The sequence below is a fragment of the uncultured Winogradskyella sp. genome (assembly GCF_947498005.1).
GTDB lineage: Bacteria > Bacteroidota > Bacteroidia > Flavobacteriales > Flavobacteriaceae > Winogradskyella.
Genome location: NZ_CANMIW010000003.1, coordinates 394590 through 410536 on the forward strand (window position 1 = coordinate 394590; position 15947 = coordinate 410536).

The window sequence follows — 15947 nt, forward strand, 5'->3', positions numbered from 1 at the left end:
CAAACTTTATGCAATACGGCATCTGCAATCTTGGAATTGTACCCATAAGATTAGAACCTAGTGATACCAGTGAAATGGTAACTCAGGCTTTATATGGAGACTTTTTTAAAGTATTAGAACAACGTAAAAAATGGAGCCGAGTTAGATTTGCATTTGATAATTATGAAGGTTGGATCGATAATAAACAATACAAAGAAATTGATGTAGAAGATTATAATACGCTAAAATCCGCCGATATTAATCTATCCAAAGATATTATCGAATTTGTAACAGATAGTTCTAACAACTTATATCCTATTCCTGTTGGATCTAATTTAAATGGATTAGAATTATTAAACCATCACTTTGATGGCAACTCACATACTTCTGTTTCAGTTAAATCTAATATTATAAAAACTTCTTTTCTTTATTTAAATGCACCTTACCTTTGGGGAGGAAAAACACCTTTTGGCATTGACTGCTCTGGTTTTACTCAGATGGTTTACAAACTAAATGGGTACACTTTACTTAGAGATGCTTCTGAGCAAGCGACACAAGGTGAAGCGTTGAGTTTTATTGAAGAAAGTGAACCAGGAGATTTAGCATTTTTTGATAATAGTGAAGGTCATATAACTCATGTGGGAATTATAATGGAAGATAATTATATCATTCATGCCCATGGAAAAGTAAGGATTGACAGATTAGATCATAGTGGTATTTATAATAAAGAAAAAAATACTCACACCCATAAACTTAGGGTTATTAAGAAAATTATATAAAAAAAAGCGACTAATAATTTAGTCGCTTTTTTTTTATAAATTATAGTATATACTAGTTTCCTGCACTTTCTATATTTTCAATTTTAGCTTTCATAGCCTTGTACTTTTCTCCTTCATTTAAAGCACCATAGATATTTTTTAATTGCGTTAAAATATCTAAGTTTTTAGATAAAGGGTTGACATTTAAGTAGTTTTCTAAAATTGCAGCACCTTCAGAAAAGATCGCTTTCTTTTCTACTCTAATTTCTTCATATCTCTTGTTATCTGCTGCGGAATTACCTAATGCATTCATTTCGTCATTCATGGCATTACCAATGTTTACCTGAATACTAGATAAATTAAGTGCTGCATCAGCATGGTCTGGTTTTAATTTCAATGCTTTATTAAAATAACTTTTTGCATCATCAAATTGACCAGCGCTCATTGCTAAAACACCTACATTATAATTTAAATCAGGATTCTCAGGATCCATAGATAATGCTTCTTTGTATAACTCAGATGCCTTCTCTTTGTTATCAAGTTTCAAGTAAACATTTCCTTCAGATAAAATTAAATTATAATCTTCTGGGTTTTCAGCTTTTGCATCTGCAATAGCACCTAAAGCTTTTTCATTTTCTCCTTGAGAAACATAAATTAATGCGATATTTTTTACGATTTCAGATCGTCTTGATTCTGCTTTAGAATCTCTTGGTTTATCATGCGTTTTAATTTTAACTGCAAAATCTCTACCTGACTTATTATCACCATAAAAATCTTCTTCACCAGTTTCTAGGTTTGTTGCATAATAATTCATTGCAATTCCTGTATAACCTAAATCTTCAAGTTCAATGTAATACTTTAAAGCACTATCATAATCTTCAGCTCTCACTGACGAGTATGCTGCGCTATACAAATAAGAAGTGTCTTTTGGAGAAACTCTATAAATTTTCTCAAATCTCGCTGCTGCTCCTTCATAATCATTACTCTTAAATGCATCATTTGCCTTAGTAATAAAGGTATTGTACATTTTAGATTTCATATCGTTAGCTTGATCAGTATATTTCAACTTACCCATTGATGATTCTAAAGTTTTCAACTTATCTAGCGTTACAATAGCTTCATCAATATTTGCATCTGTACCAGCACCATTGGCATATAAAGCTTGCGCTTTCAAAAAATAAAATTTTGCCTTAGACTTACCGTCCATGTTATCAATTAAAGCTTCTGCAGTAGATACTGCTGCTTTGGCATCTGAGAAATTTACATTCTTAAGTGCTTTTTCAATTGCCTTTAACTCATTCTTTTGAGCATAGGACATTGAACCAATTGCCAATAAAAGCACTAATGTCATTAATTTTTTCATCTTGTAATAAATAATTTATTGTTATAATTTAGTTTTCGGTTTCAGTATTATCAATAGCCGTGCCATCTTCAGTTGAGCCAGTATTTTCAGTACCTCCTTCAGTCTCTTCAATATCTAACTCCTCAATATTCTCTTCATCATCTTTCATTACTTTCGCAACTGCAGCAATAGAGTCTTTACCTTTTAAGTTAATTAACTTTACCCCTTGAGTTGCTCTACCCATTACACGCAAGTCTGCAACGGCCATACGTATAGCGATTCCTGATTTATTAATGATCATTAAATCATCTTCATCCGTTACATTCTTAATAGACACTAAATTACCTGTCTTTTCAGTAATAGAAATAGTTTTCACGCCTTTTCCTCCTCTATTAGTAATTCTATAATCTTCTAAACTTGAACGCTTTCCGTAACCATTTTCAGAGACCACCAAAATATTGCTCTCCATATCGTTAACCGCAATCATTCCAATAACCTCATCAGTCTTTTCATCTTGAAGTCTAATGCCTCGTACACCAGATGCGTTTCTACCCATTGGTCTCGTCTTAGCTTCCTCAAAACGAATTGCCTTACCAGATTTTAAAGCTAACATTACTTGACTCTCACCTGTCGTCAACTTTGCTTCCAATAAAACATCATCTTCCTTAATTGTAATAGCATTAATACCATTTGATCTTGGACGAGAATACTGTTCTAAAGATGTCTTCTTAACCTGACCTTTTTTAGTAGCCATGATTACATAATGGCTGTTTATATAATCTTCATCCTTCAAATCTTGAGTACAGATGAAAGCCATAACTTTATCATCTTGCTCTATATTTATTAAATTCTGAATTGCCCTACCCTTAGATGTCTTAGAGCCTTCTGGGATTTCATAAACACGCATCCAGAAACATTTTCCTTTTTGCGTAAAGAATAACATATACTGATGGTTAGTACCAACGAATAAATGTTCTAAGAAATCTTCGTTACGTGTAGTAGAAGCTTTTTGACCAACTCCTCCTCTATTTTGAGTTTTATATTCTGTAAGTGACGTACGTTTTATGTAACCTGCATGAGAAATTGTAATAACAACTTGAGCATCTGGAATCATATCTTCAATACTCAAATCTCCACCAGCATATTCTATAATAGAGCGACGATCATCACCATATTTATCTCTAACAACTATTAACTCGTCTGTAATGATACTCATTCGACGTTCTTTTTTGTCTAAGATATCTTTAAGATCAATAATTGTTTTCATTATTTCCTCATACTCAGCACGCAGTTTATCTTGCTCTAAGCCTGTTAACTGACGTAATCGCATTTCTACAATTGCCTTAGCCTGAATTTCTGACAGTTTAAAACGTTCAATCAAATTGTTACGAGCTTCTTCAGCATTAGATGAAGCACGAATTATTTTAATTACTTCATCAATATTATCTGAAGCAATAATTAAACCTTCTAATATGTGTGCTCTTTCTTCTGCCTTACGTAATTCGTATTTTGTACGCCTAACAACTACTTCATGTCTATGTTCAACAAAATAGTGAATCAATTCTTTAAGATTCAACAATTGTGGCCTACCATTAACTAATGCAATATTATTTACACTAAATGAAGATTGTAAAGCTGTATATTTATAAAGTTTGTTAAGTACAATGTTTGGTATTGCATCACGTTTTAAAACGTATACGATACGCATACCATTTCTATCAGACTCATCTCTAATGGTAGAAATACCTTCAAGTTTTTTATCATTAACAAGGTCAGCAGTCTTTTTAATCATGTCTGCTTTATTCACTTGATAAGGAATCTCTGTTACAATAACACATTCTCTTCCTTGAACTTCTTCAATTATTGCTTTACCACGCATTACAATACGTCCACGACCTGTATGAAAAGCTTCTTTCACACCATCATACCCATAAATGGTTCCACCTGTTGGAAAATCTGGTGCTTTGATGTGTTGCATTAACTCATCAATTTCAATATCATTATTTTCTATATAAGCAATAGTTCCATTTACAACTTCAGTTAAGTTATGTGGTGGCATATTAGTTGCCATACCTACTGCAATACCAGATGCACCATTAACTAATAAACCTGGAATACGTGTAGGAAGAACAGTTGGTTCTTCTAAAGTATCATCAAAATTTAGTTTATGATCTACCGTTTCCTTATCAATATCTGCCAACATATCTTCAGATATCTTACGCATTCTTGCTTCGGTGTAACGCATTGCTGCCGGACTATCACCATCTACAGAACCAAAGTTACCTTGTCCGTCAATTAACATATAACGTAAACTCCATTCTTGAGCCATACGCACCATCGCATCATATACTGAAGTATCTCCATGTGGATGATACTTTCCTAAAACTTCACCGACAATTCTTGCAGATTTTTTATGCGCACCACTTGCTCTAACACCTAGTTCATGCATACCGTAAAGTACACGTCTGTGAACGGGTTTTAAACCATCTCTTACATCTGGTAATGCACGTGACACAATGACTGACATCGAGTAATCAATGTAAGCCGATTTCATTTCATCTTCAATGTTAATTGGAATGAGTTTTTCTCCTTCTGCCATATATAAAATTAATTAGTTTTTTTTAAATTTCAATAACGTGCTAATATAACCAAAATACCACTGTTTTTAAACAAAATCAATCCCCTATTTGGCTTTTTTTATTAACAATATTTGATATCTTTTTAGTTAATAAGTATCTCACTAATTACTTTGATATAAAATGCATTTTTATTCTCTTCGTTAACAACATAACACGAACAATCATTTAGTCATTAAAATTGTTCAAATAATCTCATTTAACTGCACTTGTATATCTCTAAATATTAAAAACTTAGCATTCAACATATGCTGCTTTTTTGATTGTCTTAATTACAAATTATTTAGAACTATACGTAACACATTTTAAATTTGATTTAGTTTAGGTATGGTTTTTGCCACTTACCTAATATGTTTTTATTATTTTTAAAGCAGAAAGGAAATTAGTATGGATGATAATTTTTCACCAAGAGTAAAAGATGTAATTGCTTATAGCAAAGAAGAAGCCTTGCGTTTAGGTCATGATTTTATTGGTACTGAGCATTTAATGCTTGGTCTTTTAAGAGACGGTAACGGAAAGGCTATAGATATTTTAGGTGCGTTAGAGGTAGATCTCAACCACCTTAGACGTAAAGTAGAGATTCTAAGTCCTGCAAACCCAAATATCGTTACAACGTCTAACGAGAAGAAGAACTTGCATTTAACAAGGCAAGCAGAGCGTGCATTAAAAACAACTTTTTTAGAAGCTAAACTGTTTCAGAGCACCTCAATAAACACAGCGCATTTATTATTGTGCATTTTAAGGAATGAAAATGATCCTACTACAAAGCTTTTAAATAAGCTTAAAGTGGATTATGATAACGTAAAAGAAGAATTTAAATCTATGGCAACGAGCGAAGATGATTATTTAGAAACTCCAAAAGCAGAGTCGTTTTCTGATGATGATATTAACGAAGAGGAAGATGCAAAGCAAAATCCATTCGGTGGACAAGCTGGCAAAACCAATAAGAAATCAAAAACACCTGTATTAGATAATTTTGGAAGAGACTTAACTGTACTTGCAGAAGAAGGTAAATTAGATCCTGTTGTAGGACGAGAAAAAGAAATACAACGTGTATCTCAAATTTTAAGTCGAAGAAAGAAAAACAATCCTTTATTAATAGGAGAACCTGGTGTTGGTAAATCTGCAATAGCAGAAGGCTTAGCGCTGAGAATTGTAAAAAGAAAAGTATCACGTACCTTATTTAATAAACGTGTTGTGACTTTAGATTTAGCGAGCTTAGTTGCTGGTACTAAATATAGAGGTCAGTTTGAGGAACGCATGAAAGCCGTTATGAACGAATTAGAAAAGAATGACGACATTATTCTTTTTATTGATGAAATTCATACCATAGTTGGCGCAGGTGGAGCAACCGGAAGCTTAGATGCCTCTAATATGTTTAAACCAGCATTAGCAAGAGGCGAAATACAATGTATTGGTGCCACTACTTTAGATGAGTATAGACAATATATTGAAAAGGATGGTGCTTTGGAACGTCGTTTTCAAAAAGTAATTGTTGAGCCAACTTCTGTAGAAGAAACTATAGAAATACTTAATAATATTAAAGGTAAATACGAAGAGCATCACAATGTTGATTATACAGATGAAGCTATTGAAGCTTGTGTAAAATTAACTAACCGTTATATGACAGAACGATTTCTTCCAGACAAAGCTATTGATGCTTTAGACGAGGCTGGTTCTCGTGTTCATATTACCAATATTGATGTGCCAAAACAAATTCTTGAATTAGAAAAGAAGCTTGAAGAAGTTAAAGAAACTAAGAATAGTGTTGTTAAAAAACAGAAATACGAAGAAGCTGCTAAGCTAAGAGATGATGAAAAACGTCTTGAAAAAGAACTAGCAACGGCACAAGAAAAATGGGAAGAAGAAACCAAACAACATAAAGAAGTTGTAACGGAAGATAACGTCGCTGATGTAGTCTCAATGATGACAGGTATTCCTGTAAATAAAATTGCACAAACTGAAATTAACAAGTTATCTCAATTACCAGACCTTATTAAAGGAAAAGTAATTGGTCAAGATCAAGCGGTTGCAAAAGTGGTTAAAGCAATTCAGAGAAACAGAGCTGGACTTAAAGATCCCAATAAACCAATTGGTTCATTTATATTCTTAGGTCAAACAGGTGTAGGAAAAACACAATTAGCTAAAGTATTAGCAAGAGAGTTATTTGATAGTGATGATGCATTAGTAAGAATTGACATGAGTGAATACATGGAGAAATTTGCTATCTCTCGTTTAATTGGAGCACCTCCTGGATACGTTGGCTATGAAGAAGGCGGTCAATTAACTGAAAAAATAAGACGTAAGCCTTACGCTGTTGTCTTATTAGATGAAATTGAAAAAGCACATCCAGATGTTTTTAATATGTTATTGCAAGTTTTAGACGATGGTTATTTAACAGATAGTTTAGGACGTAAAATTGATTTTAGAAATACAATTATTATAATGACCTCTAATATTGGAGCTAGAAAACTTAAAGATTTCGGTTCTGGTGTCGGTTTCGGAACTTCTGCTGCAATAGCTCAAGAGTCTGATCATGCAAAAGCTGTAATAGAAAATGCGCTTAAAAAAGCATTTGCTCCTGAATTCTTAAATAGAATTGATGATGTTATTGTCTTCAATGCGTTAGAAAAAGAAGATATAGGAAAAATAATTGATATTGAGCTTGTAAAGTTAATTGACAGAATCAAAGATTTAGGATACAATCTTAAATTAACGAGTAAAGCAAAAGACTATATAGCTGATAAAGGATTTGACAAACAATATGGTGCAAGACCTTTAAATAGAGCTATTCAGAAGTACGTTGAAGATGCTCTAGCTGAGGAAATTATCAATTCTAAAATCCATGAAGGTGATACAATCACTATGGATTTAGATGAAAAAAATGATGAATTAAGTATTAAAATTAAATCATCTAGTAAAACTACAGAATCTTAAATTACTTCAACTTTATTATAAAAAACTCCTTCCTTATGAGGGAGTTTTTTGTATTTTAGAGATTATACTTAAAATAAGTAATGGAAAAAACTGTACAAATAGAATTCTGCACTATCAATTTTTATGAGGATTATATAGTGACAATTATGAATGAAGGAGTTCATGTAGACAGATACCACAATGAGACACTTATTAATATGGCTGAAGAATATTACAATGGTAAACCATTTGTTTATATCACACACAGAATTAATTCATACTCTGTTAACCCAAATATTTATAAAACCACATCAAAAATGAGAAGCTTAGCTGGTTTTGCTGTAGTTTCTGAAGACTTTAAAGCGATTAAAAATGCACAAATAGAAAAGTTATTTTTAAATAAACCCTTCGGTATTTTTTCAAATTTAGAAGATGCTATTTCATGGAAAGACGAAGTGATTAAATTAGATATTACTGATTAGGTCTACTTTACTCAAATATTTCAAAATGTTTTTAACTATATTTTTTCTCACTAACAACGGAAACTCCCCAATCAGCAATAGATTGAATTAATGGTATCAATGTTTCTCCTAATTCAGTTAAAGAATATTCCACTTTTAGTGGTGGTTTAGACGTATAAACCTTCCTTTTAATTACACCATCTTCTTCTAAAGTCTTTAATTGTAGGCTTAAAGTGCGCTCCGTAACGGATGGTATTTCCTTTCGTAACTCATTATAGCGTAAAGTTTTATTTATTAAGTGAAATAAAATTACAGTCTTCCACTTGCCTCCTATAATACCCATTGTAAGACTAGTGCAGCAAGGATACTCTTTTCCTTTGAATTTATGCATAATACATTTTTAATGTTACAAAAGTACATCACTATACTTAATTATACAACTATACTTTTTATAGTTTATTTAACATAGTCTTGAATCCTTCGATATCATTGAGTTAAAACCATTTTAATAATAATTATTTTGTACTATCATTTTTGACCGTTCTTGTATAAAAAATTTACTATACATACTTTTGTCACTATACTTTTGATAGTTAAAATTTTAATCAACTAAAAACAAGCATTAAATAATGAATTTAAAAGAAATATTAAACTGGAGATACACAACTAAGGAATATGATACAACCAAAAAAATATCTGATTCAGATATGGCTGAAATCAAAAACTTATTGAGAATGAGTCCGTCTAGCGTCAATCTACAACCTTGGCACTTTATTGTTGCCGAAACTACTGAAGGTAAAGCACGTATTGCCAAAGGAACACAAGGCTTTTTTAGTTTCAATGAACCTAAAGTAACTAATGCTTCTGCAGTAGTATTGTTTTGTGTTAAAACTGATGCTGATGATTCATATTACCAACACATTGCAGATACTGAAGATAAAAATGGACGTTTTCCAAATGAAGATATTAAAAACGGATTTCTAGGTGCTGTTAAAGCTTTTGCCGGAATACATAAATACGATTTAAAAGATTTACAACACTGGATGGAAAAGCAAGTATACCTTAATATTGGAAGTTTCTTACTAGGTGTAGCAACTTTAGGAATTGATGCAACTCCAATGGAAGGAATCGATGTAAAAGCTCTGGATGAAGAGTTTGGATTAAGAGAAAAAGGATATACTTCTTTAGTGGCTGTTTCAATTGGCTATAGAGCAGAATCTGATTTCAATTCCACAGAAAAAACGCCAAAATCTAGATTACCAGAAAGTGAAACTTTCACTGTAATATAAATTGCTATCGATTTTAAATTCAAAATCATGAAAAATCAATTTTTAATAGTATTAGCAATTGCCACAACCGTATTTACTCAGGCACAAACGCCAACCACAGATAATATTAAGTCTGTGAATGAAGTTGTAACTGCAGACAACGTGGAATGGGGTTGGTTAAATCCGCTACGAGGCAATAAAAGTCCAGCAGCAGGAAAACTTTGGGGAGACAGAACAAAAAACGAACCAGCAGGATTCTTAGTAAAATTCAATAAAGGATTTTCTTCACCACCACATATTCACAATATTACGTATCGTAGTATAGTAATTAAAGGATTGTTGCACAATGATGACGAACAAGGCGAAAAACAGTGGTTGACAGTAGGTTCTTATTGGCAACAACCGGCAGGAGAAGCCCATATTACAGCTGCTGATGATAATGATAACATGGCATTTTTAGATATTCAAGAAGGTCCATATTTGGTAAAACCAACATCGGAAGCTTTTGATAATGGTGAGCGTCCTGTCAATGTTGACAAAACAAATTTGGTTTGGCTAAATGCTAACGATATCGAGTGGGTTTCTTCGAAAAGTAATGTAGAAACCGCTTTTTTATGGGGAACCCACGAAGAAAATCAATTACGTGCAGTACTTTTAAAATTACCAGCTGGTTTCAGTGGGAAAATTAAAAACTTGAGTTCAAATTTTAGAGCGGTCGTTATTTCAGGAGGATTAACACTTCAGTTTTCTAAGAAAGAAGAAAAAAGCAAATTAGAACCTGGATCTTATTTTGGAGTTGAAGAAGATTCTAAATCAATAATAACAACAGATAAAGAAACAGTTATTTATATTAGAAGTAACGGAGATTTTAAAGTCAAATAATTATTGATTAATAGCAGGAAAAGCCACAATAAACTGTGGCTTTATTTTTTTTAAATATGTTGTAATTTTATAAATAATATTATGGCCAGAACAATTATCGAAAACATTGTAATCACGCAATATAAAAACCAAACGTTTTTTGAGTTTTGCCAGTACACAACCATTCGTTTTTTTGAAATTGTATATTTCGAAGAAGGCTCAGGAACCATAAAAATTAATGGTAAAACGGTAAAGTATACAGCCAATAGCGTTTTTGTGTTTATTCCTGATGATATTTATATCTTAAATCCGGAAACAGAAACTTCTACGGTAGCGATTAAATTTTTAAAGAGTTTTTTCAGAAATACAAGTTCGCAAAATATAAATCTTCCGGTAAACGATTGGTTTCGTAAAATTGAAGAAATCTTAAATAGTGAAAGTCATGAGCTTCGTGAAATGCAGTTTGAAACCGAAGCAGATCGTTCGCATTTAGTAGCTTTAGTAAACATGGTTGCAACTGAGTATCTGAATAAGCAATCCTTCGACATCTTCATCATTCAAAATTCATTATCCGTTATTTTACATCTTATTGCTCGAAATATTCAATTTATAAACACTTCAGATTCTGTAAAGGAAGTGAAATCGTCTAAAATTCAGCAAATCATCAATTATATCCATTCCAATATTTATAATTCTGAATTGCTATCGACTAAAAGTCTAGCTGAAGAATTTCATATGGCAGATAATTACATCAGTGAATATTTCAAAAAACACACCGATGTTTCTTTAAAAAAGTACATCATCAACTACAAATTAAAACTTGTGGAGACCAGATTGAAGTATACCGATTTGCAATATTCTGAAATTGCAGTAGAACTAGGTTTTACAGATTCTAGTCATTTAAACAAAACATTTCAAAGTTATAAAGGCACCAGTTTAAGTGCTTTTAGAGCAAGTTTGGCTTAATTTCATACAGAAACCTTTTTTTTTACTAATACCACTTTGTTTTCTACCAAAAAAAACCTTGGTGTCTATTTTAAATTTGCAGTGTAATTAATACACACAAAAAACAATTTAAAAACAGATATCATGAAATACAAGAACTTTCAAACATTTACAGCAGAACAAAAAGGAGGAATTTTAACCGTAGATATTAACTTCGGACCAGTAAACGTACAGGGACAAGAAATGTTAGCAGATTTAAGCAGTCTTTGCTTACGATTAGAACGCGACAGAAGTGTAAAAGTAGTAGTTTTTGAATCTTCAAATTCGGGGTATTGGGTTTGCCATTATGATACCGATTTATTAAAAGATTTATCTACAGAAGCCGTTCCAAGAAACGAAATTGAGTTATTAGACTTACAGTCTGTTTTAGAAAGATTAAGCAATGTACCACAAGCAACCATTGCAAAAATTGAAGGATTTGCACGTGGTGGCGGACACGAAATGGCATTAGCATTAGATATGCGTTTTGCAGCAAGAGGAAAAGCTAAATTTATGCAAATGGAAGTTGGTATGGGAATCTTACCTTGTGGTGGTGGAGCTTCTCGTATGGCAAGACAAACAGGGTTAGGAAAAGCATTAGAAATTATTTTAGGTGCAAGAGATTGGGATGCTGATGAAGCTGAAAAATTCGGAACCATAAATAAAGCCTTAGATGCTGATGAAATTGGACCTTATGTAGATGCTTTAGCTCAACGTATTTCAAAATTTCCAGCAGATTCTATTACAGCTTCTAAGCGTGCAGTTTATGCATCGGTAGACTTACCAATTAAAGAAGCTTTAAAAAAAGAAGCATATCAATTATTTCAAGCTACAAGCAAAACTCCTGCCGTAAAACGTTTTCAATATGCAGATGATAATGGTGCGCAATTTAACCATGATAATCAAAAGAATTGGGAACAAATGGTAATGGATATTCAAGAGGTTAACTAATCAAAAAATATTAATTTAAAAAATTAGATATGAAAACAATAGCAAATATAAATGCACTTGCTGAAGCTCGTGCTCTACAAGTACCATCAAGAGAATTATCATTAAAACGCGATCCATCAGTTTCAAAATTTTGGAATAATAACCGAAACTTATTAGAAGACGCTTGGACAGAATGGGAACTAAAAAACAAAGATAAATTATTATTACCAGACGAATCTTTACTAGATCCAAAATTACGTAATGCTATAAACGATGCTTGGGAAAACCCAGAAAAAGAAGACGTTGTTGCTAACTTATGGGAAGAAATAATTCCTGGTGTTTATGAAACACAGTTTTTTGATTTAGAGCGTTTAGCAGATTTTCGTAAATATTTAGAAGATGCGGTAAAGTCAGAGATTCCTAAAAGAGCGCCTTACGGTATTCAATTAAACCGTTATGGAATGATATTAGATCCAAGATCTGAAGGCTATTTGGCAGCACCGAGTTTCCAAGAATTTTACAACACAATTATGAATCGTTTTATGCGTCCGATTGCTCGTTTACTGTTAGGAACTTATGGTTATGATAATCAAACCTTTGGTTTTTCTATACAATATAATCCAGATAAAGACAAGGATTTGCATGCACATACAGATGCTTCTTCAGCTACATTAAATATTAATACTAACTTACCTGATGAAGAATTTACTGGATCTATAGTTGATTTCTATGATAAAGCTTCAGGTAAAACGGTACAAACAAAGTTTGAACCAGGCAAAGCCATCATCCATAGAGGAAATGTGCCACACGCCACACACCCAATTACTAGTGGACAACGGAGTAACTTAGTTGTTTGGTTATATGGAGACCAGATGCAAATACCACGTGGTAGCATAAGTAGTTATGGAAGTGCAGGTAATTCTGCATCTAAGATTATAACATCAGAAAATGTAACAGCTCGTGAACGTTGGAGTGTACCAAATAGTCCTAAGGATAGGATTGCACCGTTTTAATAAAGTAATAGAATAATAATTTGTCTGTTCGAGCGCAGTCGAGAACTATTAGTAAAATTTAGACTGTACTCGAAAAGACAAACAAAAAACAAGTACTTATGAATAAAACTATAATAATCACAGGAAGCACAGACGGCATAGGCAAAGGAACTGCTTTAAAACTAGCCCAAGAAGGCCATACAGTTTATATACATGGAAGAAGTGAGACAAAAGTGAACAACGTCATTGAAGAAATTAAAGCAGCTTCAAATAACGATAATATAAAAGGTTTGGTTGCTGACTTTTCAGATTTAAAAGCAGTATCAACTTTAGTAGAACAAATTAAAAAGGAAATTCCAACTGTTGATATACTAATTAATAATGCAGGCATTTTTAAAAGTCAAGTTGAAAAAACAAAAGACGGTTTAGATATAAGAATGGCTGTCAATTATTTAGCGCCTTCACTATTAACACATGGCATTTTGTCTAGTATAGAAAATTCTCAATCACCAAGAATTATTAATTTAAGTTCTGCAGCGCAATCTACAGTTAGACCAGCTGTTTTATCAGGAGATGCTACTGTAAATGAAAGTGAAGCATATGCACAAAGTAAATTAGCATTAACCATGTGGAGTTTCTATTTTGCAAAACAGCATCCCAACATTACCACAATTGCCCTAAATCCTGGATCGTTACTAAATACAAAAATGGCCAAAGAAGCTTATGGTCAACATTGGTCGCCTGCAGAAAAAGGTGTGAATATCTTATACGATTTAGCAACTTCGGATGCATATAAAGATGCTACAGGAAAATATTTTGACAACGATAAAGGCGAAAACATTGGTCAATTTGCTTCCGCACATCCAGATGCTTACGATGAATCTAAAATTACAACCTTATTGAAAGCAACACGTAGTTTGATGTAAGCTCTTATATCTAAAATTAAATTATTAAAGCCCTCAGCATAAAGTTGTGGGCTTTTTATATTTTAATTTAATTATCTCATAATCAATATTTTAAACAACAGTAATAGTTCTTTAAACATTTTTAACAATCATTTAACTTCGTTTAGTTCGGTTTGTTCCGAACTTAACTTTAAATTTGCTAAGAATTTTAAAGTGCAAATGCATTTAATTTAAAATTAAAACAATAATTCAAACCGTTATGGAAAATAACATTTGTAAGGAAAAAATGCGATTAGTTGAAAAACTTGGTGTGCATTTAGAAAACAGAGAACAATTAGCACCAGTTGCAGCACGCATAATGGCGTATGTAATTCTTACGGGTAAAAATGGAACCACTTTTGAAGAATTGGTTACCGTTTTATGCGCAAGTAAAAGTACTATTTCTACGCATATAAATCATTTACAAGGCTTAAACAAGTTAGAGTACTTTACAAAAACTGGTGATAGAAAAAAATACTTTGTTATAAATAAAGATTCTGTAATTCATCACATCGATAATTTAATTAACGAGTGGCAAGAAGTGCGAGAATTACATTTAGAAATTAAAGCCTATAAAAACAATATAAACGAAGAGAAAATTAAGAAGAAAGAAGAAAAATTCGATTTAAATTTTCACAACGATTATTTAAAATTTATTGATGAAGCGTCGGCTTCTATAAAAGAATTAAGAACCAAATTAACAGATAAATCATTCGATATTTAAATACCAAAAAAATGAAAAATAGTAAATTATATAGCGTATTAACTTTAAGTGTATTCTTAGTCATTGTAAGTTGTGGTAACAGCGAACAAAATCAACCTGCAGCAGAAGCTCCACCTTCACCCTTCCCTGTTTCTCAACTGCAAACAAAAACGGTTACAGGTTATACAGATTATCCAGCAACTATTGAAGGAAGAGTTAATAGTGATGTAAGAGCAAAAACGGCTGGATATATTGAAAAAGTTTACGTTGATGAGGGACAAAAAGTAAAAAAGGGACAAGTGTTATTTAAATTAGAAACACAATCTTTGAGTCAAGATGCAGGTGCTGCAAAAGCTCAAGTAAATGTAGCACAAGTTGAAGTAGATAAATTAATACCATTAGTAGAAAAAAACATAATTAGTCCGGTACAATTAGAAACTGCTAAGGCAAATTTAGCGCAAGCACAAGCAAATTACAGCAGTGTCTCCGCTAATATTGGCTATGCAACAATTAAAAGCCCTATTGATGGATATGTTGGTTCAATCAATTTTAGAGAAGGTGCTTTAATTAGTCCTAGTGATACTACACCTCTAACTACAGTAAGCGAAATTGACGAAGTATATGCGTTCTTTAGTTTCAATGAAGCACAATATATAGATCATTTACAACGATCAGAAGGAAAAACGAAAGCTGAACGAATTAAAAATTCACCAGACCTTAGTTTAATTTTAGCAAATGGTAAGGAATATTCCGAAAAAGGAAGAATACAAACTAGTACTGGCCAGATTAACCAAAATACAGGTACAATTCAGATTAGAGCTGCTTTTAAGAATCCTAAAGAAATTTTAACCAATGGAAACAGTGGTAAAATAAGATTTCCTATTGAATACAAAGATGCCATTGTAGTACCTCAATCAGCTACTTTTGAGCAACAAGGAAACATTATGATCTTTAAACTTGGTGCTGACAACAAAGTAGAAACATCAATATTAAAAATAGAAGGAGCCGTAGACAATCTATACGTTGTTGAATCTGGTTTAGAAGTAAACGACAAAATCATAGTTTCTGGTGTTGGCAAATTAAGAAACGGAATGGCAATTTCGCCACAAGAAACATCATTCGAAGACGCTATAGCACCAGTAGCCACTTTATTCAGAAATTAGATAACCACCA

14 protein-coding genes are annotated in these 15947 nt (G+C 32.4%); 11 read left to right on the forward strand and 3 right to left on the reverse strand.

Annotated elements, in window-relative coordinates:
- Nucleotides 1–8 precede the first annotated feature (8 nt).
- On the forward strand, nt 9–758 hold the full coding sequence (locus tag Q0891_RS07575; protein ID WP_299100360.1) for a C40 family peptidase: 750 nt from the start codon (nt 9–11) through the stop codon (nt 756–758).
- A 52-nt stretch (nt 759–810) separates the two neighbouring features.
- Here the strand turns inward: Q0891_RS07575 and Q0891_RS07580 are convergent, their stop codons facing one another.
- Together Q0891_RS07580 and gyrA are read right to left on the reverse strand one after the other, a co-directional pair.
- Nucleotides 811–2100 carry a tetratricopeptide repeat protein gene (locus tag Q0891_RS07580; protein ID WP_299100362.1) on the reverse strand — a complete coding sequence of 430 codons (1290 nt, stop codon included), beginning with the start codon at nt 2098–2100 and terminating at the stop codon, nt 811–813.
- A 28-nt stretch (nt 2101–2128) separates the two neighbouring features.
- The gene (gene gyrA, locus Q0891_RS07585) at nt 2129–4678 is read right to left on the reverse strand and encodes a DNA gyrase subunit A (RefSeq protein ID WP_299100364.1); all 2550 of its coding nucleotides are present in this window, start codon (nt 4676–4678) and stop codon (nt 2129–2131) included.
- Nucleotides 4679–5102: 424 nt separating this feature from the next.
- Between gyrA and Q0891_RS07590 the strand changes: the two genes are divergently transcribed.
- Nucleotides 5103–7652: an ATP-dependent Clp protease ATP-binding subunit gene (locus Q0891_RS07590; RefSeq protein ID WP_299100366.1), complete on the forward strand. Its 2550-nt coding sequence runs from the start codon at nt 5103–5105 to the stop codon at nt 7650–7652.
- 80 nt (nt 7653–7732) lie between these two features.
- Nucleotides 7733–8113: a hypothetical protein gene (locus Q0891_RS07595; RefSeq protein ID WP_299100368.1), complete on the forward strand. Its 381-nt coding sequence runs from the start codon at nt 7733–7735 to the stop codon at nt 8111–8113.
- 31 nt (nt 8114–8144) lie between these two features.
- Here the strand turns inward: Q0891_RS07595 and Q0891_RS07600 are convergent, their stop codons facing one another.
- Entirely contained in the window at nt 8145–8483 is a 339-nt protein-coding gene (locus tag Q0891_RS07600) for a helix-turn-helix domain-containing protein (RefSeq protein ID WP_299100370.1), read from the reverse strand.
- 238 nt (nt 8484–8721) lie between these two features.
- On the opposite strand from Q0891_RS07600, the gene nfsB reads away from it, so the two are divergent.
- From nfsB to Q0891_RS07640, 8 genes are all read left to right on the forward strand, one after another.
- On the forward strand, nt 8722–9381 hold the full coding sequence (nfsB, locus tag Q0891_RS07605; RefSeq protein ID WP_299100372.1) for an oxygen-insensitive NAD(P)H nitroreductase: 660 nt from the start codon (nt 8722–8724) through the stop codon (nt 9379–9381).
- A gap of 27 nt (nt 9382–9408) precedes the next feature.
- Complete coding sequence (locus Q0891_RS07610; protein WP_299100374.1) at nt 9409–10242, forward strand: DUF4437 domain-containing protein; 834 nt, start codon at nt 9409–9411, stop codon at nt 10240–10242.
- Between the two features lie 81 nt (nt 10243–10323).
- Nucleotides 10324–11187, forward strand: a complete 864-nt coding sequence (locus Q0891_RS07615; protein WP_299100376.1) for an AraC family transcriptional regulator — start codon at nt 10324–10326, stop codon at nt 11185–11187.
- A 123-nt stretch (nt 11188–11310) separates the two neighbouring features.
- On the forward strand, nt 11311–12156 hold the full coding sequence (locus tag Q0891_RS07620) for an enoyl-CoA hydratase/isomerase family protein (protein ID WP_299100378.1): 846 nt from the start codon (nt 11311–11313) through the stop codon (nt 12154–12156).
- A gap of 29 nt (nt 12157–12185) precedes the next feature.
- Nucleotides 12186–13148: a 2OG-Fe(II) oxygenase gene (locus Q0891_RS07625; RefSeq protein WP_299100379.1), complete on the forward strand. Its 963-nt coding sequence runs from the start codon at nt 12186–12188 to the stop codon at nt 13146–13148.
- Between the two features lie 98 nt (nt 13149–13246).
- Nucleotides 13247–14053, forward strand: a complete 807-nt coding sequence (locus Q0891_RS07630; RefSeq protein ID WP_299100381.1) for an SDR family NAD(P)-dependent oxidoreductase — start codon at nt 13247–13249, stop codon at nt 14051–14053.
- Between the two features lie 238 nt (nt 14054–14291).
- Nucleotides 14292–14795: a transcriptional regulator gene (locus tag Q0891_RS07635; protein WP_299100383.1), complete on the forward strand. Its 504-nt coding sequence runs from the start codon at nt 14292–14294 to the stop codon at nt 14793–14795.
- Between the two features lie 11 nt (nt 14796–14806).
- Entirely contained in the window at nt 14807–15937 is a 1131-nt protein-coding gene (locus Q0891_RS07640; protein WP_299100385.1) for an efflux RND transporter periplasmic adaptor subunit, read from the forward strand.
- Nucleotides 15938–15947: the final 10 nt, after the last annotated feature.

Excerpts from the sequence above, each read along its gene's own strand:
- Q0891_RS07630 (WP_299100381.1), top strand. The coding sequence starts at position 13,247 with ATGAATAAAACTATAATAATCACAGGAAGCACAGACGGCATAGGCAAA.
- Q0891_RS07595 (WP_299100368.1), top strand. The coding sequence starts at position 7,733 with ATGGAAAAAACTGTACAAATAGAATTCTGCACTATCAATTTTTATGAG.
- Q0891_RS07575 (WP_299100360.1), top strand. The coding sequence starts at position 9 with ATGCAATACGGCATCTGCAATCTTGGAATTGTACCCATAAGATTAGAA.
- Q0891_RS07620 (WP_299100378.1), top strand. The coding sequence starts at position 11,311 with ATGAAATACAAGAACTTTCAAACATTTACAGCAGAACAAAAAGGAGGA.
- Q0891_RS07640 (WP_299100385.1), top strand. The coding sequence starts at position 14,807 with ATGAAAAATAGTAAATTATATAGCGTATTAACTTTAAGTGTATTCTTA.
- nfsB (WP_299100372.1), top strand. The coding sequence starts at position 8,722 with ATGAATTTAAAAGAAATATTAAACTGGAGATACACAACTAAGGAATAT.
- Q0891_RS07600 (WP_299100370.1), bottom strand. The coding sequence starts at position 8,483 with ATGCATAAATTCAAAGGAAAAGAGTATCCTTGCTGCACTAGTCTTACA.
- Q0891_RS07625 (WP_299100379.1), top strand. The coding sequence starts at position 12,186 with ATGAAAACAATAGCAAATATAAATGCACTTGCTGAAGCTCGTGCTCTA.
- Q0891_RS07590 (WP_299100366.1), top strand. The coding sequence starts at position 5,103 with ATGGATGATAATTTTTCACCAAGAGTAAAAGATGTAATTGCTTATAGC.
- gyrA (WP_299100364.1), bottom strand. The coding sequence starts at position 4,678 with ATGGCAGAAGGAGAAAAACTCATTCCAATTAACATTGAAGATGAAATG.
- Q0891_RS07615 (WP_299100376.1), top strand. The coding sequence starts at position 10,324 with ATGGCCAGAACAATTATCGAAAACATTGTAATCACGCAATATAAAAAC.
- Q0891_RS07610 (WP_299100374.1), top strand. The coding sequence starts at position 9,409 with ATGAAAAATCAATTTTTAATAGTATTAGCAATTGCCACAACCGTATTT.
- Q0891_RS07580 (WP_299100362.1), bottom strand. The coding sequence starts at position 2,100 with ATGAAAAAATTAATGACATTAGTGCTTTTATTGGCAATTGGTTCAATG.
- Q0891_RS07635 (WP_299100383.1), top strand. The coding sequence starts at position 14,292 with ATGGAAAATAACATTTGTAAGGAAAAAATGCGATTAGTTGAAAAACTT.